Source organism: Luteitalea sp., from assembly GCA_009377605.1.
Taxonomy (GTDB): domain Bacteria; phylum Acidobacteriota; class Vicinamibacteria; order Vicinamibacterales; family Vicinamibacteraceae; genus WHTT01.
This window is the reverse complement of record WHTT01000015.1, coordinates 1-24,486: the sequence shown is the minus strand read 5'-3', so window position 1 is coordinate 24,486 and position 24,486 is coordinate 1. Positions and strand designations below refer to the sequence as shown.

The window sequence follows — 24,486 nt, the reverse complement described above, 5'->3', positions numbered from 1 at the left end:
GTCACAGGAGGCGAACGATGAAGCAACTCACCACACTGGTTGTGGCAACTGCCATGCTGTGCACCGGATCAACCGTCGCGTGGGCCGACAACACGACGTCGGACAACGCAGACTTCCTGTTCATGGGACAAGTCAGGTCAACAACGCTCTCGCCAGAAATCAAAAAGCGCTGGTTCAAAGCGCGCTTCGTCGAGGGCCGGTCGTACTACCTGTACGCCTGGGCGCCCTACACGGACCCCTCCGAGAGCTCGGTGAACCTTCAGGGTAGCGGGTTCGCCGACGACGGGTTTTCACTAGGCCCCAATACCCTCCTTTCCGAGCCGCACCTTTTTCTTCATGGCCACCGCGGCGCGCAAAAGGTCTATTTGCCCGGGGGCTCCGGAACCGTCCGGCTTTCGGTCGATTGGTTCCAACAGACACCCACTGCTACGTTCACCGTCCACGTGCTGCTGGTGGAGACCACACTCTTCTCACCCTGGTGGTACACGTCGGTGGACGACGGGTATGAAGGCTTCGTCGAGATCAAGAACAACACCGACATTCAGAGACGCGTTTACTTGACCGCCTACAGCGGCGATGGGACCGTCGTGGGGCAGACCTCGACGGTGATTCTTGCCAACGGCAACACCGTGGTGGGACTCAAGGCACATTTTACCCTCACGGGCGATCAGAGTGGCTCCGTACAGCTTGCTCACGATGGGGCGCAAGGCGCCATCTCGGCCAACATCACGACCCTGAGCGCCACGACGGGCCTGTCGTTCGACTCACCGTTCACCACACGCCAGTCGCCTCTCTAGTGTCTCTTACGGCGCCGCCCGCGTGATGCGCTCGCACGTCAACGTCACGGTCTCCGTCACGATTGCCGTGGAGCCGGCCGCGTCGAAGCCGCCGATCTCGATCTGTGAAGGCCAAGCGTTCTCGAGATTGAACCGCACAATCGGTGTCCCAGCGCGGTCGAGAATCGCGATCGCGGCGTTCTTCCCCAGGGGCCCACCGACGCCGCCGACGACGCTTTGATACCACGCCCACAACTCGTCGTCGGTCGTCACCCCTCGTCGCAGGACAGCGGTGCATTCGACTTGGGGCTGCACGAGCCGGAAGCCGGTCAAGCGGTTCACGTGATGTGTGGTCGACGAGATCTCCACAAGCTCTGAAAAGGAGGCAATTTCCACCTCGTCAATGATCAGCGAGACGCGGCCGGCCGTCGGTTCCTGTGCGCTGACCTGCTGGAACGCAACGAGAACCATTGCGGCAGCTACCAACACCGATCCGGCGGCGCCCGAGATTCCTGCCAATCCCCGTTCAGAGAGACAGGTAAACAAACGACAAGAGTACTTCTCTGGTTGCATCTCCTCGTCCTTTCTCGAAGGCCTGGGGACTATACCCCCGCCAAGTATATAGCTCGTGACGAAGTGAACCACGGACTCGGGCGCGCGTCACTACCTACGTACGTAGAAATTCGAAGCTCAGCGGTGCCGATGCCCGGCCAGGCGCGAGTTGACACAGATCGACTCGATGACATCGTGCCGGCACGAGTTGATGCCGGCACAACATCACGCACGACAGATCTATACGCTGCACAGATGGAAGCGCGGGAGCTGCTTTCTGCGGGGACGACCGGGCTAACCTCCCACGGCCCGCCAAGGTGCGAATGGGTTCTCGACGCCTTGAAGCGCCGGCGCGAGCTCCGGAAGATGTCGCTTCAGGACGCTGGCCATGCCGTTGTCGCGAATGTAACTCAGGCCGAGCTCGGTGTAGATCTCGGGCCGATAGTCGTCTGTGAAGAAGCGATCGCTCTTGAGCCGCCTCGAGGCCATCAAGACGAAGATCCGAAACGCCGTCTCGCTGAAGCCGAAGCCTTCGGGCAACGGCTCCGCATAGAGGCCCGTCATGAGATCCACCTTCTCGAGGTCGTCGTCATAGACCTTGCGGATCTGCTCGCGCCACTCGGCATTGTCGGTGAGCTCTTCGAAAGACTTGACCGGCTCCTTGCGGAGCAATCGTCGAAACTGGTTGTAGCGTGGCACCCCGCGCTCGCGATCGCGCAGGATGTCGACAGCCGCCAAGTCCAGGTGCTCGCCGTTCTCGCGATGGAGATTCTGCAGGTGCTGTGGGTAGTTGTGGAGCGTCAGCGCTCCCGGGTGCGCAACGCCAAACGAATAGAACAGGTCCGCCATGGAGACACGCTCGAGGATGGGACGCGACTCGCGGCCAGAGACCTCCGGCAGCTGATGTCGCTCCAGCACCTCGCCGGTCGTCGCCGATCGCAGCACGAGCTCGTCCGGGATCAGTGGGTGCATGCGATACACCGCCACGAACTCCTCGGTTAGTGAGTACGGCGCTGCATGGTGATCCGCCTTGGAGCCGATGATCCCGCCGAGCAGCTCGCTGTCGTTGAGGAACTCGAGCACCTCCTGCAGATCCGGCCCGGTGAGACCGTTCCAGTTGGCGTTCATCGCCGTCTTGATGATCGGGTTCGGCAGGATCGCGGGCGTCCACTCGACGGTGTGGATCTTCGCCATGAGCGCAGCGTTGATCAGCCTCGCCTTGCCGTAGATCTGGCCGTCGCTCCAGCCGGGGTGCTGCTGCTGCAAGAGATCGCAGATGTGATTGTGCTCGAGCGTGAACAGCGTGTGCAGCGTTGCCAGGCCGAGCCACCAGTTGTCGGTGAATCCGGTGCACTCGATACCGGTCGCCGGATCGAGCGGCAGGAGTTTGGTCGCCTCCACCTCGAGCTTGCCGCCTTCGCTGCTCCGCAGCTTGGCGGCACTGGCCTCGTCACACCCATAGATCTGCGAAGCGTCCCACCAGTGGCTATTGAGATTGACGTAGGCCGGTGGATTCGATGACCCGGCGGGTGCGGGATCTGGCACGCTCTGCGGCACCCGAATGGCCGCTGCTGGCCACGTGTCACCCGCAGGCACCGGGATGTCCATACCGTCGGCCAGACTGGATGTCTTGTGCACGAACCAGTCGTGCACCATGAACTGGATCCAGGAGGCGGCCATCAGATTCAAGATCGTGGCGGGCTGGAACGTCTCGCGGGTCATGAGCTCCCGCGAGACGACGCGGGGGTTTGGATTCAGCAGATTGGCGCTGTCCGGCGCCACGTGCTGGAGCGCAAAGTTCCGGCCAAACCGACAGCCGGCGCTGCCCATCCGGGGGTAGCGCAAGTCGTTGTGCGTGCCATCGACCGTCCGCTCTTCCCGCAGCTGAGGGCTGAGGTCGGGCGGAATCTCCTGCTTCTGGAGCGGCGGCTCCTCGGTGTCGTGCAGGTTCTGCTCCCGCTGGTCGTTCCGAATCTCCACGAGGCGCGGCATCGCGAGCAGCCGCGGCAGCTTGTACCAAGGACGGTTGTGGCGCAGCGCATCGCCGACGCGGTCGCGCACGGACTTGGCCATGATGTTCCCTCCAGTAGGGATCAACGCCGGCCGCCACCCGATAGAACTCCTAAGAACGAAATCGTGCCGTCGGATTCGTGGACTTACCACCGGGCGACATCAAGGCTGACGCGAGCTCGTGCCTCCCTGGTCCCGGTGCTGATCTCGCTCGCGCTCGCCTCCGCCCGGCTCGTCAGGCGCACGTGAACCGACGATCGCCGTGATGATGGCGGCGGCGGCCAGCGTCCACTGCACCCAGCGCGGAAAGTCGAACAAGCCGGCGTAGACCGACCCCATCGCCAACAGCAGCGCCAGTCCAAACAGGAGACGTCGCGTCAAAATTCACCTCGTGAATGCCGGACCTCGGTGAGCGCCCTGTCACACACGCCGTAACTGCACCTGCTGGACGAAATGGTTCGCCACCTTGGTCAGCACCAGGTGCGCGCGCTCTCGGGTCGGGAGGATGTTCTCGCGGAGGTTCACCCAATTGATGTCGCGCCAAATGCCGCGCGCCACATCGCGCGCCTCGGACCGCGACAACCCGCCGTAGCGATGAAAGTACGACTTCGGATCCTGGAACACGGTATCGCGAAGCGTCAGGAACCGCTCGACGTACCAGCGCTCGACATCCGTCTCGTCCGCGTCGACATAGATCGAGAAGTCGAAGAAGTCCGACACGAACAGTTGCGACAGGTGCGGCCGCCGCTCGGGCGCCTCGAGAACGTTGAGTCCCTCGACGATGACGACGTCTGGCTGCCGCACCACTTGGAAGTGGCCGGCGACCACGTCATAGGCGAGGTGCGAGTACATGGGAGCGTGCACCTCGGGAACTCCAGCCTTCAGGTCCGCCATGAATCGCACCAACCGCCCTCTGTCATAGCTCTCGGGAAAGCCTTTGCGCCTGAGCAGGCCGCGCTGCTCCAGGACACGGTTGGGATAGAGGAACCCATCGGTGGTGATGAGGTCCACGCGCGGGTGGGTTGGCCAGCGGGATAGCAGCGCCTGGAGCAACCGGGCAATCGTGCTCTTACCAACCGCGACGCTGCCGGCAATGCCAATCACGTATGGCACCTTGGCTTCGTGATTGCCAAGGAAGGTCTGCGTGGCGCGATAGAGCTCCTGTGTCGCGTGAACGTAGAGATTCAGCAACCGCGACAGCGGGAGGTAGATCGTCTCCACCTCCTCCATCGACACCTGGTCGTTCAGCGAGCGCGTGGACTCCAGGTCCCCTTCGCTCAGCGTCAGTGGCATGGAGTCGCGGAGCCGCGCCCATTCCTCGCGCGTGAACGAAGAAAAACGAGAAGCGGTCGTCGCTGCCTCGGCCATCCGCGACTCAGCATGCCGCATTTTGCAGGTTTGTCAAAGCGTGGAAAACGGGAAAACGGGGACAGCCCGTCTTCCATCATGCGGAAAACGAGGGCTGTCCCCGTTTTCCGACCGAGCCTGGTGGGCCCCCACCAGTCCCTCGATCTTGACTTGAGACCTCTTCTGTGTACGATAGTCAACCTGTGCTGGAGTTGGTCACTCCAGGGCACTATCAGAGATTTCCCGAATAGAATGTGGGCTTTGAAGCGTTCCGTCGCGTTCGCTTGGCCACAGTGGCGTCCCAACCCCACTGTGGCGCTCCTCCTGGCGGGTCTCTGGGTGCTCCATGACTCCGCCCCGCCTGCCTCGGCACAGCTGGTCGGCCCTCCGGTTTCCGGGTACGTTCACGACATCTGGACGACGCAGCACGGCCTTCCGCAGAACCAGATCCGAACCATCGTGCAGACCCGCGACGGATACCTCTGGATTGGCACCGGCAGCGGGCTCGTGCGCTTCGACGGCGTCGAATTCACGGTCTTCGACGTGACGACCACCCCGGAGCTGCCAGCGAACTGGATCTCCGCGCTTTACGAGGATCGAGACGGTGCACTGTGGATTGGCACGGACGCCGGCCTGGTTGTCTATCTCGACCGCACCTTCGCCCGACCGCAATTCGATATCGATACCGGGGACAACTACGTCCACGCAATCGAGCAGGATGCCTCGGGTCGTCTCTGGGTCGCGATTGGCGGGCAGGTCCTGTGTCGCACGGGCGATCAATGGACGAAGCTCTCGCTCGGTGACGTCCGTGCGACCGGTCTCCTCGTGGATCGTGACGCGCTCTGGATTGGCACCACGACTGGCCTAATCGAGTGGCGCGGCCGAGTCGTCCGCACCATCACCACTCGTGACGGCCTTCCCGAGCAACCCGGCTGGATCGAGCCGCGGTATGCGGAGGAAGGCGGCCCGGTGTGGGTGCACACGCCGGGAGGGCTCGTGCTGGTCGATCGAGATACCAAGACCGTCGAGCGGGCGCCAGAGCCGCTCGCCCAGACGACCGTTCTTCAGATCCTGAAGGACCGAAGCGACCGGTTGTGGATGGCCGCGCGCGGCGCGCTGTTCGAGTACACGCAGACGGGGAAACTGATCGAGCACCCCGTAGCCGACCAGGCCGACGGCCAAGTCACGACGATGCTGCAGGACCGAGAGGGCCACTTTTGGTTCGGCATGTCCGGAGGACGCGGGGGGCTACATCGCCTCACACCGGAGCGGGTGACGGGCTTGACCCGCGAGCACGGATTGCCCTGTGACAACGTTATGTCCATCACCCAAGGCCCCGACGGCACGGTGTGGGTCGGTGTCCTCTGTGGCAAGGAAGGGGGACTGCTCGCCATCAAGGATGGCCAGATCACGCGCCACCGCAATCCGGACGTGGTGCCCGCGTCGCTGCTGGCGGACCCCGACGGCAGTGTGTGGGTGGGGACGTTTGGCGGTGAGCTGTTCCACGTCGTGGGGGGTGGTTTCACCCGCTATACCGTGCGCGATAGCGCGCTCGCGGGTGAGTACGTCGTCGCCCTGCATCGCGACCACGCCGGGGCGCTATGGATTGGGACGGATGGCGGCCTGCATCGCTACCACGATGGGCGGTGGGCCGAGTTCCGAACAACCGACGGTCTCGTGCACGACGACGTGCGCTTCATCACCACCGACCGCCGGGGAGCGCTCTGGATCGGCACCCGCGGAGGCGTCAGTCGATATGCTGGCGGCCGGTTCACGAACTTGACGACGGAGGATGGACTCCCACGTGGCGCCGTGCGTGCCATCTACATCGACCGGGAGGATACTGTTTGGATCGGCACTTACGGCGGCGGCCTGTGCCGGCTGAAAGACGGCCAGGTGACGCGCTTTGGCACCCTCGGCGGGCTTCTCGACAACGGCGTGCACCGCATCCTCGAGGATGATCAGGGCAACTTCTGGATGACCGGCGACCAGGGCATCCGCCGCGTCAGCCGCCGCGAGCTGAACGACTTTGCCGACGGCAAGGTGAAGCGGCTCAGCGTCAGCATCTACGACGAGCACGACGGGATGAAGAACGCCGAGGCGAACGGCATGGCACAGCCCGCCGGCTGGAGGATGCGCGACGGCAGCCTATGGTTCCCCACGCAGGGCGGTATTGCGCGGATCGATCCGGCGGCAGCCAAGCACACTGCCTCGCCGCCACCCGTCATCATTGAAGAGGTGCTGGTCAACGAGACGGCCTACGACACGCGCCGGCAAATCACGGCTCCTCCGGGATCAACCGAGCTGGAGATCCATTACACGGCACCGGCGTTCTCCCGGCCCGAGCAGATCCAGTTCCGATATCGTCTGGAAGGGCACGACACCGGGTGGGTGGATGCCGGCACTCGACGCGTCGCGCACTACGCGAACCTGGCGCCCGGCTCGTACCGCTTCCAGGTCGTGGCGCGCAACAGCGCGGGGCTCTGGAGCGAGACCGGGGCCACGACGGCGCTGGTGCTCCGGCCACATTTCTATCAGCGGCCAACGTTCTACGCCGTGATCGTGCTGTTGGTGGCGGCCGTCGGCTACCTGGTGTTCCGCCTGCGCGTCGTGCAGTTGCGCGAGCGCGCACGTTGGCTGGAGGCCGTGGTCTCCGAGCGCACCGCGGAGCTGGGCAGCGAACGTGAAGGTCTCGCCCTCGCGAATCAACAGATGAGCGAGACCAACGCGGAGTTGAGCGTCGCCAAGGAGGTGGTCGAAACGTCGCACGCGCACCTCGTCTCGGTGCTCGATCAGCTCCAGGTCGGCGTTATCGTGGTCGATCACCGTGAGCGGGTGCGCTTCGTGAGCCGGGCCACACAACGCCTGATCGGAGGGGCAAACGGCAGTGTGGACGGGCGCTCGCTCGATGAGGTGCTGCCGATCTCGGCGGAGGCCATGACGAAGGTGCGGACCGCCCTCCTGGCCCCGCGCGTCGGTGCGCGGGTGGCCGCCAGGCTGGCGCCGTCGTCTGGACCGTGCTACTGGACAGAGATCGAGGTGCGTATCGATCCACGCGACGAGCGACACCGCATCTTGTATCTGTACGATGTGACGGAAGCGTACGATCTCGAGCGGGCGGCCGGTCCCATGCGCACCGGCTCCAGTGGCACGCTCATCGGCTCGTCAGCCGCCATGCGGCTCGTGCACGCGCAAATTCGCACTATGGCTGGCGTCGATGCGACAGTGCTCATCGAAGGCGAGACCGGGACGGGCAAGGAGCTCGTCGCCCGATCGATTCACGAGGCGAGCAGCCGGCGAGCCCGCCAGTTCCTGGCGATCAACTGCGCCGGGCTCACCGAGTCGTTGCTCGCCAGCCAGCTCTTTGGCCACAAGCGCGGCGCCTTTACAGGCGCGGTCACCGATCACGTCGGGCTCTTCGAATCCGCGCAGGGCGGCACGCTGCTCCTCGACGAGATCGGCGACATGCCCATGAGCATGCAGACGCATCTGCTGCGCGTGTTGCAGGAGCGGGAGATCATTCGCGTGGGCGATTCCAAACCGCGGCCGATCGACGTCCGCGTGCTCGCGTCGACGCACCGCAGCCTGGAGGCGGAAGTCTCCGCCGGCCGATTTCGTGAGGATCTCCTCTACCGCATTCGCGTGACGCGTATCCTGCTACCCCCGCTACGGCTCCGCACCGAGGACATTCCCCAACTCACGACCGCGCTCATCTCGCAGTTCTCCACGGCGCACGGGAAGTCTGTGAAAGGGATCGCCCGGGAGGCGATGGATCAGCTCCTGAGCCACCGGTGGCCGGGGAACGTCCGCGAGCTTCGGTCGGCGATCGAGTGGGCGGTGATTCGCGCCGCCGGTCCCGTGCTCAAGCTCGCGGATCTCCCACCGGAGCTGTCGCCGAACGGCATGCCACGGTCGCGTACGTCGATGCCGGAGAGCGAGCGCCGGCTGCTCATCGAAACGCTCAACCGCACGGGCGGGAATCGCAGCGTGGCGGCACGCCTGCTCGGTGTCAGCCGCGCAACGCTGTATCGCCGGCTCGCCGCGCTCGATGAGGGCCGACACGAAGGTGCGGATCCCCGTTAGCCCCCCACGGGAGGGCGCGCTCGCCGACTCGCCCGCCGACCTGTCCACCGAAGCGCGCAGCGCGAAGGCGGACAGCCCATCTAGCTCCAAGAACTGTCTCAATCCTGTCTCGCCGGACACTGTGACTGCGACAGGTCTGTGACGGCCGGCGTCTCAGTCGTTCGGCATCCCTTGCCGCGACGTCCCGATACTTCTTGTAGTTTCAATCGGTTCCCGCGATCGTCGCCGATGGCACGACTCCTGGTATGCGGACTAGACACGGGTGCGGATGACGTTCACCGATAGGCCGGCTGCGCCGAGGCCGACGTCTCACAAAGCAGGATGGAACCAACGAGAGAGGCAACCGCGAGCCTGCTCGGCGAGTCGGCCGCGATGCGCCTCGTACGCCAGCAGATTCGGCTGTTGGGTCCGGTTGACACGACGGTCGTCATCGAGGGGGAGACAGGAACCGGCAAGGAGCTCGTGGCCCGAGCGATCCACGAGGCGAGCCAGCGGAGACACCGGCCCTTCATCCCCCTCGGCATCGCCGGGCTCGCCGAGCTGCTTGGAACACGCCGATGGCTCGAGTACGCGCCCGGCGTGTTCAGCGGCGCGGCGGCAGACGATGGACGTCTGTTCGACCAGGTACGGGGCGGCACGCTGCTCCTGGACGAGCTCGGTGACATGCCGGCGAACATGCAGACTCACCTGCTCCGAGTGCTGCGAGAGCGCGAGAGTCTGCGCCTCGGCGAGTCCACACGGTGGCCGAGCGACGTCAGAGTGCTCGCAACTACTCACCGCAATCTCAGTCAGGAAGTTGCTGCGGGACGGTTCCGGGAGGATCTTCTCTATCGCCTCTGGGGTGCGCGAATCATCCTGCCACCGCTGCGACGGCGGCGCGACGACATTCCACTGCTGGCCGCTGCCTTCTTGGGTCGCGCCGCGGTCAAGCACCGGAAGGCCGTCGATCTCATCGGCTCGGAGGCAATGGCGCGGCTGTTGGCCCATCGCTGGCCGGGCAACGTCCGCGAGCTGGAGTCGACGATCGAGCTGGCCGTCGTCCGCGCGACCGCTCGAACGATCGGCGTCGCCGACCTGCTACCGGAGCTCGCCGGCGATACGGTCCCACCGCCGCGGCCACCGATGTCCGAGCTCGAACGACAGCGGGTGCTCGACACGCTGAAGCAGACCGGCGGTAATCGCAGCCTGGCCGCGCGCCTGCTTGGCATGAGCCGCGCCACGCTCTACCGCCGCCTCGCGGCGATGGGCAACGAGAACAACAGGTAGCCGGCCCTACCCTTCGGTGTCTCAGAAGTGTCTCAGCGGACACCCGCACTGCGACAGCATCGATACGGTCTCTGTCTCAGACTCTCGTAGCACCCTTCGCGGAGTACCACTCTCAAAGCGCTCATACTCAGTGCCTTGAGAGCTAATCGTGGAGTTTGGCATGGTTCCTGGTCTATCCCCGCCAGCCGTGATCGCGCGCGAGGAGGGCGCTTTTGCCGTTCCGACGCGCAAGGAACCAGACACGAGGCATGACCATGCGTCACCCACGGACTCCCAAGTCGACAGGCATTATTGTCGCCGCCATGATGGCGGTCGTCTTCCTCCTCACAGCACCTCGCGCGCAAACGCAGGAGCCGCCGCCGCAGCAGCCCTGGCCGGCCTGCGATGCCCGGGCGTTCCTTTTCCAGAGTGGAGGGACCCCGCCCACGACTGTGCAGGCGATCGACTTGGTGACCGGTGACGACGACCCGATTCTGAGTCTCACCGGATGGAACATCAACGCAGTCGGATACCACATCCTCGATGACTTGATTTACGGCTGGAACAACGTTCCGGAAACGCCAGCCACGCGTGGCGTGGTCAGTGTGGGAAGTGACGGCAGCGTCGTCGCGCACGGCATTCCCGACGGTTGGCCCACGAATTCTAATGGCGTTCCTGCGAACACCGTCATAGGCGAGGTTGACGAGAACGGGCAGTACTGGGTCATCACTGCTGGAGCCAGTTACCCTGGAAACCAGTGGGTTCAGATCGACCTCGCACCTGGATCCCCGACCTTCAATCACGTCATCGACACTGGTCCGGTCAGTGGGGCAGGTATCGAGAACTTCACCTGTGGATGCGACTGGGTGTTTGTCCCCGGAGGCGGGGACTTCCTTTACCGCGTAATGAACGGTGACACCGAGTCGGTGCTCTACAGCTTCAATCGGACCGACCATACGTGGGAGAACCGTGGTACGCTGGGGGCCCTCTCGGACAACCTATTCGGGGCCTTCTTTGCCGATGCCGATGGATTTCTGTATCCCTCGAGCAACGTCACGGGAATCATCTCGCGCGTCGATGTCCAGAACGTCACGGGAACATTCTTCTCGGACGGCCCAACGGCAGCCGGCAACGATGGCGCCCGCTGCTTCAACGCCCCCGTCCCAATCGACTTTGGCGACGCTCCCGACGCGTCGTACGCCACGCTGCTCGCATCCGATGGCGCCCGCCATGGTCTCGCCGGCTGGAATTCCGGGGATAACACTGCACCGTTGATGCTCGGGACCACGGTCGATCACGAGGCCGAGGGCCAACCCTCGCCTGGCGCCGACTCGGACACGGACGACGGCGTGACCGACCCGATTCAGGTGATTGCCGGCGAGCCGACCACGGTGGCGGTCACGGTCACGAACACCAGCGACACAGTGGCCACACTGGCCGGCTGGATCGATCTCGACGGGAGCGGCGCCTTCGATCCCGGCGAGCGTGCGGTTGAGTCGATCCCTGCCGGCTCGGGCACCACGGCCGTCGATCTGATGTTCCCGGCAGGCACCACGAGCACTGACGCATTCGCCCGGTTCCGCATCTTCTCCGGCGAGGTGACGGACCCGCTCCCGACCGAGGCCGCCTCCGGCGGCGAGGTCGAGGACTACCCGGTGCTGGCAGGACGGGTCCAATACGAGAAGACCGTGACGAATGACGACGCCACGGAGCTCGAGCCTGGTGACTCGTTCACCTACACCGTGACGGTGTCCAACGTGGGCTCGGTGCCGCTGACCAACCTCTCGTTCACCGACGATCTCTCCGGTGCCCTCGACGGCGATGCCACCTACAACGACGACGTCGACGCCAGCGTGGGAGATGCAGAGTTCACAGATGACGCCATCACCTGGTCGGGGTCTCTCGACCCCGGTGACACTGCCACCATCACCTACTCGGTGACCATCAATGACCCACCCGCGGGTGACGCCATCATCGCCAACGGCGTCCTCGGCGAAGGTCCCGGCTCCAATTGCGCGACCTCGCCTGCAACGGATCCGGCCTGCGTCACGCAGGTGCCCCAACCGCAGCTCAGCGTCGCAAAGACCTCCGATGGTGGGGACACGGTCCAGGCCGGCGACGTGGTCAGCTACGAGCTCACCATCACCAACACCGGGCCGGCCGAGGCGTTCAATGCCGTCGTGTCCGACGACCTATCCGGTGTGTTGGACGATGCCATCTTCAACGATGACGCCAGTGCCACCTCCGGCACGGTGGTCTTCGACCCCGACACCCAGCAGCTCTCCTGGGGCGGCCCGCTGGCTGCGAACGGCGGAGCGGTGACCATCACGTATTCGGTGACCGTGAACGGCGCGGACGCGCTGGGCGACGGCATACTGGAGAACGCGGTCACGGGGCCGGGCTGTGACGACCCGGACGCAACCTGTGAGACGGTGAGCCAGATCGAGGCATGGACGACGACCAAGACCTCGAGTCCGGAAGGCACCGTGGTGGCGGAGACCGTGGTCTCCTACACGATCGCAGTCGAGAACACCGGCGCCGTCGATCTGACAGATATCTCCTTCAGCGACGACCTGACGGCCGTGCTCGACGATGCGCTCTTCAACGACGACGCCGACGTCGGGGAAGCTACCTTCAGTGAGCCGACGGTGACCTGGACGGGCAACTTGGCCGTCGGCGCGACGGCGACCGTGACCTATTCAGTCACGGTGCGCGCCAACGAGGAGCTGGCGGACGGCGTGCTTGCCAACGCCGTGACCGGCGCGCCGAACTGTCCCGCCCCCGCGATCACTGACCCGAATGATCCGGCCTTCAACCCCGATTGCGTCAGCGTCAACGAGGTGGGCGCGTGGGAGGCGCAGAAGACATCGGATGCCACCGGACCGGTGGGATCGGGTGATGTGGTGACGTATACGGTCACCATCACCAACACGGGCGGCGCTGACTTCGTCAGTGACGGCGCCGCGCTGAGCGTGAGCGACGACCTGTCAGGTGTGCTCGACGAGGCTACGTTCAACGACGATCTGAGCGCGACGGCCGGCCAGGCAACGTTCGCCGCGCCGGCGCTGACCTGGACCGGCGACCTCCTGGTGGGCGAGTCGGCGGTGGTGACCTACTCGGTGACCGTCAATCCGCCGAGCACCACGGCCGACGGCGTCCTCCTCAACGCCATCGTCGGCCCCCCGAACTGCCCCGATCCAGCGGTGACCGATCCGGAGGATCCCGCCTTCGTGCCCGAGTGCGCGTCGATCATCGGTGGGCCGCCGCCGCTCATGGAGCTCGACATCGCGATCACGCAGACAGTCGATGTCGAGACCGGCTCCTGCGCGGTGCCGGACGATGAGGTCGAGTTCGTCGTGTCGGCGCAGAACCTCGGGCCGTCGGATGCCACGAACCTGGTGGTGAACTATGTGCTGCCCGAGGGCCTCGCGTTCGTCGCCGCCTCGCCGTCGGTCGGCGCCTACGATCCGGAGGCCGGCACCTGGCAGATCGGCGTTCTGGCGGCCGGGGCCGCTGAGCGTAGCCGCCTCGAGCAGGCGCACGTGGCCACGTTGCGCGTGGTCGCCATGGTCCTCGAGCCGGGGAGCTTCTCGGCTGAAGCCGCGGTCGGCGGTGTCGAACCGGCGGACGTCAATCCGGACAACAACGCCGCCACCGCCACACTCGACGGCTGCGGCACCGACGTCGAGGCCACCGAGATCTGGTGGGGCTACAACCCAGACCACGACACCTTCGACTTCTACGTCACCATTCGCAACAACGGCCCGCAGGTCACCGACGGGCCCATCACGGTGACGATCCCGCTCCCCGAGGGCATCACCTTCACCATGGCGGAGCCCGGCTGGGCCTGTGAGGTCGAAGCCGAGACCAACACCGCCGCCTGCACGCGCTTCGATCTCGCGATCGAGCCTGGCGAGTCCATCCGGTTCGCCCTCTGGTCGCAGGGGGAGACGCCGGATGCGGTGACCGTCGCGGCGCACGTCACCTATCCGCCGGATATCGATCCGGGGAACAACGTCATCACCCTCGATGACTGCTGTGGGCGCGTCGCCGAGGCCCGCGCGGCCGAGCAGGCTGCGGCGCCGGCCGATATCGCGATCACGCAAACGAGCGCCGTCACCACGGTCGATCTCGCGCGCCACGTCACGTACACGGTGGGCGTGCGCAATCTCGGCGCGGAGACGACGCCGGCCATCCGGCTCTCCGACGTGCTCCCCGCTGGCGCCACGTTGGTCTCGGCGACGAGTCCGCAGGGCACCTGCCACGCCAGCCCCAATCAGGCGGTACTCGCATGCACGCTCAATGCGCTGGCCGTCGAAGAAACCGCCGAGGTCACCGTGACGCTCGAAACGCTCCGGACCGGTGCCCTCACCCACATCGTCTCGGCCACCGGCATCGTGCCGGACCCGGCCGTCACCAACAACCAGGTGAAAGAGACCACGCTGCTCCCGCCTGACCCGGCGCTCGATCCCGAAGGCACCGGCGTGCCCACCGCCTGGCGCACCCGCTACGGCCTCGAGGGCGCGGACGCCGATGCCGCGGCCGACCCCGATGGCGACGGCGTCTCCAACCTCGACGAGTTCCTGCGCGGCACACATCCGCGCGGCTTCTTCCGCGGCCATTTCGCCGAAGGCGCTGTCGGCTTCTTCCAGACCGACCTCGGCCTCGTCAATCCGACCGACGAGGCGACGGAGGTCGTGCTGTCGTTCGTCACCGAGACGGGCGCGCATCTCACCCGCGCCCTCACGCTGGGGCCGGGCGCACGCACCACCGTCCCGCTCAACGCCGCCTTGGCCGGCTGGAACATCGCCGCCGCCACCTTGGTGGAGAGCGACCGCGCGGTCGCGGCCGACCGGCTCATGACCTGGCCCGCGGCCCAATACGTCCACGACACCATGGCCGAGGGCGTCGTGGTGCCGAACTACGGGAGCTCGCTCGAGACCGCCGTCGCCGCGCCCTCCCCCACGTGGCATTTCGCCGAAGGCGCCACGGCCGGCCTCTTCGATCTCTATTACTTGCTGCAGAACCCGGAGGACCGCGATGTCACGGCGACGATCCAGTATCTGCGGCAGGGGGACACCCCGGTCACGCGGAGCTACGTGGTGCCGGCGCAGAGCCGCCGCACCATCTGGGTCGATGCGGAACCGGGGCTCGAGGAGGCGCTCGTGGCCGCCAGCATCACCGCCGACGCGCCAATCGTCGCCGAGCGGGCGATGTATTTCAGTCCGCACGACACCTTCGGCCTCGCCGGGCACGCCGCCGCCGGCGTGGCGGCACCGTCGCCCACCTGGCATTTCGCCGAGGGGGCGACCGGCGCGTTCTTCGATGCCTTCCTGCTCTTCGGCAACCCGGAACCGGCGCCGGTCACCGTCGAGGTGCAGTATCAGCTCCCCAGCGGCGAGGTCCTCGCCAAGACCTACGTCGTGCCCGCGCAGCAGCGGCTCACGGTGTACGTGGATGCCGAAGATCCGGCGCTCGCCGAGACGGCCTTCGCGGCGTCGGTGACCGCCAGTGCCCCCATCGTGGCCGAGCGGGCCATGTGGTGGCCGGGCCCGACCGCCGGGCAGTGGACCGAAGCCAGCGCCACGCTCGGCGCCACCGCGCCCGGCGCGGCCTGGGCCATTGCCGAAGCGCGGGTCGGCACCGACGGCCGCACGGAAGACAGCGCGCAGCCGCTCCCGGCGGAAAGCTTCGTGCTGCTCTCGAATACGTCAGCCACGGCCGGCGAGGTCCGCGTGCGGCTCATCACCGACAGCGGCACCACGGTCGAGCGGACCCTCGACATCGCGGCGCATGCGCGGCGGACACTCGCCCTCGGCGTCGAGTGGCCGGAGCTGGCGGGCCAACGCGCGAGCGTGGTGGTCGAGAGTCTCGACCCGGCGGTGCCGATCACCGTCGAGCACGCCTGCTACAGCTCGACTCCCGGCCGCGTGTGGATGGCGGGCGCCGCCGCCCGCGCCACACCGCTGCCGTAACGCACCGGGCGGGACGCCGTCCCGCCCACCAAGGTCCGGACCGCCTGGCGTCGCACCCCCAGGACGCTTCGGAAGGGACAGGTCGGCACGCCGTAGCCCGTGTCGATCTGTCCCACCTGCTCGTCGGCTATGAACCAATCAACACGAGCGCTCCCAACCCCTCAGCCGTTCTCTGACGAGAATCTGTGCGGCTCGAAGAAAGAGCCGGACCGGCCCGGCCCGCCAGCGTGTAGGTATAATGTGAGAGGTGATGAGGCTGCCGCTCACGCAAACGACACCGCTCGTTCAGGAGCCCGACGGAAGCGTGCGCGTGCGCGGAAGCCGCGTCACGCTCGACACGCTCGTCGAGCTCTTTCGACAAGGGGCCACGGCAGAGCAGATCAACGACAGCTTGCCCTCTTTGTCGCTGCGCGATATCTATGGCGCGGTGGCCTACTATCTCGAGCACACGGTCGAGGTCGAGGCGTACCTGACGGCGCGCTGCGAGCGTGCGTCAGTGATTCGTCGCGAAATCGAATCTCATCAGGATGTCACCGGACTTCGTGAGCGTGTGCGCGCTCGCCGGGCCCGACAGGCGTCGCTGTAGCACTTCCGCGCTCGCGTGTCGATGCTTCCGCTCCTGATTGATGAGAACCTGAACCACCAGATCCTACGTGGTCTGCGGCTTCGTCTTCCGGCGCTGGACTACATCGTTGCTCAGAACGCCACCCTCCGTGGCGCGGCGGACGAAACCGTGCTCGAGTGGGCGGCCGAGCATGGGCGCATTCTGGTCACACACGATGTCAATACCGTTCCGAGGCACGCGTACGACCGTGTTCGGGCGGACCAGCCGATGCCTGGGGTCGTCCTAGTTCCCGGGAATCTCGGCGTCGGGCTCGCCATTTCGGAGCTTGCCACGCTGATTGAGTGCTCCACGACTGCAGAATGTGTGAACCAGGTGTTCTATCTCCCAATCTGAACGAAGGCCCCGTCGTCAGCCAGCCCACCGTTGCTCGCCTCGAAGACGCGGACGACAACGGCCATTCCGGGGACGTGCTTCGGCGGATCGCGAGGGCGCTCCACATGCGCTTGGAAATGCGGCCCGTTCCGAATCACGAGGCGGCGTAGCGGCGCCGCGCAATCTCCCGGCTCCACCACGGATCTCGCACGGCTCGCGTACCCAGCTTCCAACTGGCCGCGCAGCCAGTTCTTGCGGGCCGAGCGAGCGACAGCGAGTCGAGGGGCGACGCTCACTTGACGCACCGAAACTTGACTCGGGGAGTCAAGCTTTCGGCGCCTCAAAGGGTTGAAAATTCTGCCATCCTTCAGCGCAGTCCTATTGCGCAATTCGCCATCTTTCGGACGGCCTCATGAGTGCCCGCGAAGGATCTCCGCTAGATTTCGCCAGATCGTGACGGCGACGGTGACGGCATGGTCCTCGCACCACTGAGGCGACAACCATGTCTCACGTCGTGTACGACGACGGCCTGCCGATGATGGCGGCCCTTCGCCAATGTGTCTATATCACTAGACAGATCCGCCCAAGCCTCTATATCATGAAGGCATGGACCGGCACGGACCTCGTGCGGCACCTGGTGAGCCTCGGGTGCCGGAAGGTCCGGCAGAAGGGCTCGCATCTGCGTGTTGCGTGTGGACCGTGCGTGACGACGGTGGCGGTCCATGCCGGAGAGACACTGCCTCCTGGAACGTTGCGCCAGATCGTGCGTGACCTGGCGCCCTGCTTGGGGAAGGACTGGTTGCCATGAAGACGTTGACGGTGCGCTTTGCGTTGGACGAATCGGGGCACTGGATCGCCACTCTCCCGCGCGTGAAGGGGTGCCATAGCTACGGCCGCACGCTCGAGGAGGCCGAACGGCGCATCCGTGAGGCGTTGGAACTGTTTCGTGATGACGTGGATACGATTGCGTTCAAGCCCGACGTGCGCCTGCCAGCGGTGGCGCGGCGGGTCGTGCGGCAGGCTCGGGTGGCGCGAAAACGGGCCGCCGAGCAGCAGGCGTCCTCCGCGCAGGTTGCACGTCAGGCGGTTAAGCTCCTCACCGAGCGATTGCACCTGAGCCGGCGCGACGCTGGAAGGCTACTCGCTCTCTCGCATCAGCGCGTCCAACAGCTCGCCCGCTAAACTGACAGGCGTCCTTCTCTGAGCCCCGGCGCCCACTTGAGTTGATAGCCATAGCGCAGGCCGTTAGACGCCCATTGCGGTGTTGGCACCGGCGTCCGACCGAGTGTCTCAGTAGTGTCTCAGCGGACACCTGCCCTGCAACAGCACCGATACGGTCCTTGTCTCAGACCATCGTGATGTCTTTCGTGTGACATGCCCTTTAGACACTCATATCAAACAGATTGAGAGTCAATGCTGGAGTCTGGCATGGTTCGTGGTCTATCCGCGGCTGGCATTCTCGCACGCCAGAGGGCCGTGGTGCCCTCCCACACACGCCAGGTTCAACGAGGCATGGCCCTGCGTCACCCATTGATTCCCAAGTCGACCGGTATCCCTGTTGTATTGATCGCGCTGAGCGCCCTGTTCGCGGCGCCTCCGGCGCTCGCCCAGCCAGTCATCACCTGTGACAGTGACTCGTCGCTGTTCAACACGGCGTACGACGGGGCAGGCGGCAGGCTGCCGGTCGGGCAGACCGACGCCAACTGGGAGGTGGGACAGGGGACCTTCGACGGGGGACCGGCGAGCGTCGAGACGTGGATCCCGGCGTGGGTGGTCGGTCAGGCGGTCGGGGCCTGGACGCCGAGCCCATTTGGGAATGCCGACTGGATCGACTTCTATCCCGACGGCCGTCAGGGGGCGGCGAACGTCGATCACTACTTCCGCTATCAGTTCGAGCTGGATCCTTCGGTGGATCCTGCGACGTTTGGGATCGGCATCGATTTCTATACCGACAACTCCGTCCAGGAGGTCTACATCAACGGTGCGCCGCAGAGCACCGTGCTGCCGCCCGGCACGATCCCCCAGAATCCGGACGATCCCTATTTCTATGGAGGGTTCGCCCAAGGCAATCAGGCATCCCTCTTGTTGACGTCCGGCTGGCAGACGGGCGCCAATGAGCTCGTCATCCACGTCTCGAGCGGGCCGGGATGGGTGGGCCTGCTCGCGCAGATCACCGCAACCGGGCTGTGTCCGCCGCAGTCGGCATTGGACTGCGGCGGCGATACACCAATCACCATCTCGGGCAATGCTCAGGCGTGGACGCCTGACAGCACCTGGCAAACGGTTTCCGGCAATTCACCCGTGCTGGCGATCAACGCGCCGGAGGGGCAGGGCGTGCAACTGTTCTCGGCGCAGAGCAACATTCTGACGTTGGACATGTCCACCCTCGTTCCCGAAGGTGAAGTGGTGACGCTCCATGTCGGTGAACCGGCTGGGTTCGAAGGAGAAGTGATCGTTGAGAGCTCGGTAGACGGGGTCACCTTTGGCGGTGCCGTCACCTCGACGGTGGGGGCGGTGCTGCCGGCCATCGTGGCCGAGCGGGCCATGTGGTGGCCAGGGCCAACCGCGGGACACTGGACCGAAGCCAGTGCCACGCTCGGGTCCACGGCCGCCGGCGCTTCCTGGGCCATTGCCGAAGCGCGCGTCGGCACCGATGGCCGCACGGAAGCCGACGACCCGGCGCTTCCCTCGGAAAGCTTCGTGCTCATCGCGAACGCCTCGGCCACGGCTGGCCAGGTGCGCGTCCGCCTCATCACGGACGATGGCACGACCCTCGAGCGGATCGTGGAGGTGGCGGGCCACGCGCGGCGCACGCTCGCCCTCGGCGTCGAGTGGCCGGAGCTCTCGGGCCAGCGTGCGAGCGTCGTCGTCGAGAGTCTCGACCCCACGGTGCCGATCACCGTGGAGCACGCGTGCTACAGCTCGATTCCGGGTCGCGTGTGGATCGCCGGCGCTGCCGCGCGCGCCACGCCGCTCCAGTAGGGCGCGCTCGCCGGGGACTAGTAGGGCGCGCTCGTCGGGCGCCACGGGGACGGCCGCCACGGCGAGGCGGCCCTGCCAGAGACGACAAGTCCGGACCGCCTGGCGTCGCACCCCCAGGGGCGGTTCGGAAGGGGACGGGTCGGCACTCCGTAGCCGGTGTCGATCCGTCCCGCTATATCTGGATATCTGGCGAGCCTCTGTCAAACATCGCCGTGCTGGAGAGAGCCCATGTGGAAACGAGATGAGAAGACACCGCAGCCGCCGACGGGCATCACGCCGACAAAGGGCCCGTCGCGAACCATGAACCCGCCCGCACCAGCGTCGCAGGCCTCTGTAGGAAGGGATACCGTGAACATTGGGAAGTCGGTCGTGATCAAAGGCGAGCTGAACGGCAGCGAGGATCTCACCATCGAGGGCCAGGTCGACGGCAAAATCGAGCTGCGAGAGCACGTCCTGACGATTGGCGCGAACGGGAAGATCACGGCGGAGGTCTTTGCGAAGGCGATCATTGTCCTGGGCGAGGTGGTGGGTAACATCACCGCCTCGGAGAGGGTGGACGTCCGGGACAAGGGTTCCGTCGATGGCGACATTACGTCCCCGAAGGTGGCGATTGCCGAAGGGGCGCATTTCCGCGGCAGCATCGACATGCAGCGTGGGCCGCGCGCGGTCCCGCGGCCGGCCGAAGTCAAGCCTGCGCCCGTTGTCGCCGGGGCGACTGTTGGGGCGAGCAGCGCCGCTCTCAAAGCGTAGAGCAATCGGAAGCCATGAGCGTGTGAAGGCGGGCGGGGTGCGTTTTTCTACGGAAACGAGGCACGGTGGCTGGTCCGAGTTCTCAGTTGAGGGCGTTTACTGATCGTCTCGTTGGCTGGACGCGTCGCGGCGCAATTGCTGCGCGGAACGGCAACGACCCCTGGGCCTCGTCCGCCGCGCCCCGAGTACAGACGCAGGCGTTGACGCGTTTCTTGGCGTGTCTGTCCTCGCGCGAGGCGCCGGTGCTGTTGGACCTCGGTCCGGTGGTGGGGTCAAACGTCGCGTTCTTTGGCGAGCAGCTCGGGTGCAAGATCTTCGTGGAAGATATCCACGAGGATCTCGACCGCTTCGCGCGTAGCGGAACGGGCGAAGACATCCCTCGGTTCCTGGCCCGCCGATTCAATCGACCGAGCGAGAGCATCGACGGCATCCTCTGCTGGGACCTCTTTGATCACCTCGACAAGCGTGCGGCCGATGCGCTGGCGCGCGAGCTGGCGCGGCTCCTCAAGCCCGGGGGTGCGTTGCTGGCGTTTTTCGCCACGACACGCGACGCGACATCCGCCTACAGCAAGTTCATCGTTGTCGATGACAGGACCCTCCACCATAACTCCTACACGGCCGCGCCCCGTGACCGGCACGTCTTGGCGAGCCGGGACATCGATCGGCTGTTCGACGGTCTGAACGTGTCGCACTCGTGCCTGCTGCGTACGCGCATGCGGGAGATGTTGTTCCGGAAGCGGTTGCCCCTCGACGCGACGGCGAAGGCGCCGTCCCCGGTTCGAAGACAGCGGCCGGTGAACGGTCGTCCCGCGCCGGCGTCCGCGTCGCTGAATCTTGCGGTGCACCGGGCCAACGCAGGTTTGCGCCCGACATCGTCCAACGGGACCCCCGCCGTGAATGGCGTCGAGCCGCGGAGAGGCGCAAGCCGTCCGCTTCCGCTAAAGGCCAAACCCGAGAAGGACAGCCTGAGGCCGCGGCAGACGAAGGTTCGAGGTTCGAGGTAAGTACGGTGTGACCTGCGAGGAATCGCTGGAAAGTCCTGACAGCGAGCCGTTCATCACGGCAGTCCGCATTGGTCGCCTGCTCTGCTAGAGTGTGGAGGGAGCAGCACCTCGAATCGCCGCCACTTGCTGCTCATAGGACAGTCTTCCCCTGGCGCAGTTCTTTTTCCATCGTTCGCCATCGATGTTTGATTGTGATTTCGCTTGACTACTATCCTCACTGGCTGTAGAAAGCTTTCTTTGGGTTTCGAGTAACCGCTGGCCCGCAGGAGGACATCGTGAGACAAGCGTTGGGTAGCTCGAACCGTTCCGCGCTGGCAGTCGCTGCGCTGATCTCGATCGCCGCCGGCTCGGGATGCAGCCGCAACGATAGTGATTCCAGTGCCGCACAGCAGAAGGGAGCCCCGGACATCGCCCTACGCGAGTACGAGCCGCGCTCCATGCTCGTTACTGATGAAACGAACGTTCCGAGAGCGCGATATCCCGCCATCGACAATCACAATCACTTACGCAACGCGGAGCCGGCGGAGGCCATTGCGGTGATGGACCAGACGGGCGTCGCGCAGGTGGTCAATCTCGACGGCGGTTTTGGCGAAGATCTGGTTCGGGCCATCGAGCGATTCGACAAGCAGTACCCGGGGCGCTTTCTGACCTACGCCCGGCCGGACTGGAGCAAGGTCACAGAACCGGACTTCGGTGTGCAGGCTGCTGCCGAGCTCGAAGCCGGTGTGAAGGCCGGCGCGCGCGGCTTGAAGATTCACAAGGGTCTCGGACTGCAGTTGACCGACGCCCAAGGCAAGCTGATCGCGGTCGACGATCCTCGACTCGATCCGCTCTGGGCGAAGGCTGGCGAGCTCGGCATTCCCGTCGAGGTCCACATTGGAGACCCCGCGGCCTTCTTCACGCCGCTGGATCGCTTCAACGAGCGATTCGACGAGCTGCAGTCCCGACCGGAGTGGCTCTTCTATCCCGACTATCCGTCGCTCGAGGAGATCGTCAAGCAGGGAGAGCGCGTCGTCGCACGCCATCCGAAGACGATATTCATCGGTGCGCACATGGGCTGGTATGCGGAGAACCTGGTCGTGGTCGGCGCCATGCTCGACAAGTATCCCAACTATTACATCGACATCGATGCACGTCTCAGCGAGCTGGGCCGTCAGCCGTACACGGCGCGTCGCTTCCTGATCAAGTATCAGGATCGGGTCTTGTTCGGCACGGATACGCCTCCGCGCACGGATGCATACCGGTTGTATTGGCGCTTCCTCGAAACAGACGACGAGTATTTCGACATCGCGGAGAGCCATCACCGCCAAGGCCGGTGGATGGTCCATGGGCTCTATCTGCCGGATGAAGTGCTCGAGAAGTTGTATTACAAGAATGCGCTCAAGCTCATACCTGGCGCCTCGATCGAGGGTTTCAAACAGTCGAAGTAGAGGGTAGGGCGGGGCTTTAGAGCGTGAGAATGATGTGGCCGTAGCGCAGGCCTTCAGGCCTGCCAACGCCACAGTGGGCAGGCCTAAAGGCCTGCGCTACGTAATACGTACGTCGGAAACACCCCGTTCACATTGTCACCCTTATCACCCCATCACCTTAGCACCCTTAAGAGCCGTGCCACCGTGGCCGCCATCGCTTCGCGGCCGGACGCGGTGTACTTGCGAGGGTCGACCACGTCGGCGTCGGCGGCCAGGAGCTCTCGAACGGCGCCAGTGAACGCGATGTTGAGCGCGGTTCCAATGTTGATCTTCACGAGGCCCGCAGCGACGCCCCTCACGAGCTCATCGTCTGGCACTCCAGACGACCCGTGCAGCACGAGCGGAACCGGCACCGCGTTCCGCAATTCCTCGATGAGCACATGATCCAATCGAGCGCTTCGGCTCGTCATCGCATGCGTGCTGCCCACCGCCACCGCTAACGCATCAACGCCGGTGGCACCAACGAACCGACGCGCCTCGGCCGGTTGGGTTCGAACGCCCGGAGCATGCGCTCCTCCCTTGCCGCCGACCTCACCGAGCTCCGCTTCCAGCCAGAGCCCATGGTGATGCGCCCAGTCAACGGCCGCCCGCGTTGCCGCCACGTTCGCGTCGTAGTCGAGCGTGGAGCCGTCGTACATCACCGAGCTGAATCCCGCCTCGACCGCACGCCGCAGCAGCGCCTCGTCGTCGACATGGTCCAGATGCAGTGAGACCGAGACTCCCGCCGCCCGCGCGACGGCCGCCGACGCAGCCGCGATGGGCTCGACGCGACCATGATGGAACTTCACCGCGTTCTGGCTGATCTGCAGGATCACCGAGGCACCCACCCGCTCCGCGCCGGTCACGATGGCCTCGGCGTGCTCGAGGGTGATGACGTTGAACGCCGCGACTCCACGGCCGGCATGGCGGGCGTTGTCGACGATCTCTTGCGTCCGGACGAGTGGCATGGCGTTTTGCCCGTATTGTAAAGCATTGACAAGCAAACATAATTATGATTATTGTCGTTGGCTGTAACACTCCTGTGCCACCCGCTCCCCGTCGCCACCACCGGGGCCAGCCTGGAACGACCTCGGTTACGGCGATCCACCTTACTGCAGGTGGGGAACGCGCGTCAGTTTAGAAGGGGGAGATTTAACGTGAAGGCGCCGACAACGAAATGGAGCGCCATGGGCGCTCTTCTAGGTGGACTCGTGGTTGTGTGCGTCGTGGCGGCTTCGGCGAGCGCCCAAGTCCTCTACGGCGGACTGGTGGGTAGTGTCAGGGACAGCTCGGGGGCTCCTGTCCCCGGCGCCACCGTGACGGCCACCAACACGCAGACGGGCCTCGTGCTCGAGGCCGTCTCCAACGAGGCCGGCA

General features: G+C 65.3%; 18 protein-coding genes and 1 pseudogene. 14 read left to right on the top strand and 5 right to left on the bottom strand.

Annotation, left to right across the window (positions count from 1 at the left end):
* Positions 1 to 17 precede the first annotated feature (17 nt).
* Positions 18 to 797, top strand: a complete 780-nt coding sequence (locus tag GEV06_07110; protein MPZ17663.1) for a hypothetical protein — start codon at positions 18 to 20, stop codon at positions 795 to 797.
* A 6-nt stretch (positions 798 to 803) separates the two neighbouring features.
* On the opposite strand, the gene GEV06_07105 is transcribed toward GEV06_07110, so the two are convergent.
* From GEV06_07105 to GEV06_07090, 4 genes are all read right to left on the bottom strand, one after another.
* Positions 804 to 1,349 (bottom strand): hypothetical protein, encoded by a 546-nt coding sequence (locus tag GEV06_07105; GenBank protein ID MPZ17662.1) that lies wholly within the window; start codon positions 1,347 to 1,349, stop codon positions 804 to 806.
* Between the two features lie 273 nt (positions 1,350 to 1,622).
* On the bottom strand, positions 1,623 to 3,401 hold the full coding sequence (locus GEV06_07100) for a peroxidase (protein ID MPZ17661.1): 1,779 nt from the start codon (positions 3,399 to 3,401) through the stop codon (positions 1,623 to 1,625).
* 99 nt (positions 3,402 to 3,500) lie between these two features.
* The gene (locus GEV06_07095) at positions 3,501 to 3,719 is read right to left on the bottom strand and encodes a hypothetical protein (protein MPZ17660.1); all 219 of its coding nucleotides are present in this window, start codon (positions 3,717 to 3,719) and stop codon (positions 3,501 to 3,503) included.
* A gap of 39 nt (positions 3,720 to 3,758) precedes the next feature.
* On the bottom strand, positions 3,759 to 4,706 hold the full coding sequence (locus tag GEV06_07090; protein ID MPZ17659.1) for a type I pantothenate kinase: 948 nt from the start codon (positions 4,704 to 4,706) through the stop codon (positions 3,759 to 3,761).
* A 12-nt stretch (positions 4,707 to 4,718) separates the two neighbouring features.
* Between GEV06_07090 and GEV06_07085 the strand changes: the two genes are divergently transcribed.
* The 12 genes and pseudogenes from GEV06_07085 (at position 4,719) to GEV06_07030 (ending at position 23,091) form a co-directional block, all read left to right on the top strand.
* Complete coding sequence (locus GEV06_07085) at positions 4,719 to 8,768, top strand: PAS domain-containing protein (GenBank protein MPZ17658.1); 4,050 nt, start codon at positions 4,719 to 4,721, stop codon at positions 8,766 to 8,768.
* Between the two features lie 321 nt (positions 8,769 to 9,089).
* Entirely contained in the window at positions 9,090 to 10,034 is a 945-nt protein-coding gene (locus GEV06_07080; protein ID MPZ17657.1) for an AAA domain-containing protein, read from the top strand.
* A gap of 248 nt (positions 10,035 to 10,282) precedes the next feature.
* Entirely contained in the window at positions 10,283 to 15,988 is a 5,706-nt protein-coding gene (locus GEV06_07075) for a DUF11 domain-containing protein (GenBank protein MPZ17656.1), read from the top strand.
* Positions 15,989 to 16,238: 250 nt separating this feature from the next.
* Positions 16,239 to 16,574, top strand: a complete 336-nt coding sequence (locus GEV06_07070) for a DUF433 domain-containing protein (protein MPZ17655.1) — start codon at positions 16,239 to 16,241, stop codon at positions 16,572 to 16,574.
* 21 nt (positions 16,575 to 16,595) lie between these two features.
* Positions 16,596 to 16,946, top strand: coding sequence for a hypothetical protein (locus GEV06_07065; GenBank protein ID MPZ17654.1), 351 nt, complete (start codon positions 16,596 to 16,598; stop codon positions 16,944 to 16,946).
* 20 nt (positions 16,947 to 16,966) lie between these two features.
* Positions 16,967 to 17,095: pseudogene (locus GEV06_07060) on the top strand (transcriptional regulator).
* Between the two features lie 428 nt (positions 17,096 to 17,523).
* Complete coding sequence (locus GEV06_07055) at positions 17,524 to 17,733, top strand: addiction module toxin, HicA family (GenBank protein ID MPZ17653.1); 210 nt, start codon at positions 17,524 to 17,526, stop codon at positions 17,731 to 17,733.
* Positions 17,730 to 18,107 (top strand): hypothetical protein, encoded by a 378-nt coding sequence (locus GEV06_07050; protein MPZ17652.1) that lies wholly within the window; start codon positions 17,730 to 17,732, stop codon positions 18,105 to 18,107. Before GEV06_07055 ends, GEV06_07050 begins: the two co-directional genes overlap by 4 nt.
* Before the next feature lie 246 nt (positions 18,108 to 18,353).
* Complete coding sequence (locus GEV06_07045) at positions 18,354 to 19,907, top strand: hypothetical protein (protein MPZ17651.1); 1,554 nt, start codon at positions 18,354 to 18,356, stop codon at positions 19,905 to 19,907.
* 228 nt (positions 19,908 to 20,135) lie between these two features.
* Entirely contained in the window at positions 20,136 to 20,657 is a 522-nt protein-coding gene (locus tag GEV06_07040) for a polymer-forming cytoskeletal protein (GenBank protein ID MPZ17650.1), read from the top strand.
* Positions 20,658 to 20,722: 65 nt separating this feature from the next.
* Positions 20,723 to 21,661, top strand: a complete 939-nt coding sequence (locus GEV06_07035; protein MPZ17649.1) for a methyltransferase domain-containing protein — start codon at positions 20,723 to 20,725, stop codon at positions 21,659 to 21,661.
* A 275-nt stretch (positions 21,662 to 21,936) separates the two neighbouring features.
* A complete protein-coding gene (locus GEV06_07030) occupies positions 21,937 to 23,091 on the top strand; it encodes an amidohydrolase family protein (GenBank protein MPZ17648.1) in 1,155 nt (384 codons plus the stop codon).
* A gap of 152 nt (positions 23,092 to 23,243) precedes the next feature.
* On the opposite strand, the gene GEV06_07025 is transcribed toward GEV06_07030, so the two are convergent.
* Positions 23,244 to 24,077, bottom strand: coding sequence for a ketose-bisphosphate aldolase (locus GEV06_07025; GenBank protein MPZ17647.1), 834 nt, complete (start codon positions 24,075 to 24,077; stop codon positions 23,244 to 23,246).
* A 219-nt stretch (positions 24,078 to 24,296) separates the two neighbouring features.
* Here GEV06_07025 and GEV06_07020 point away from each other — a divergent pair.
* Positions 24,297 to 24,486: hypothetical protein (locus tag GEV06_07020; protein ID MPZ17646.1), on the top strand; the 190-nt coding region annotated here is incomplete at its 3' end.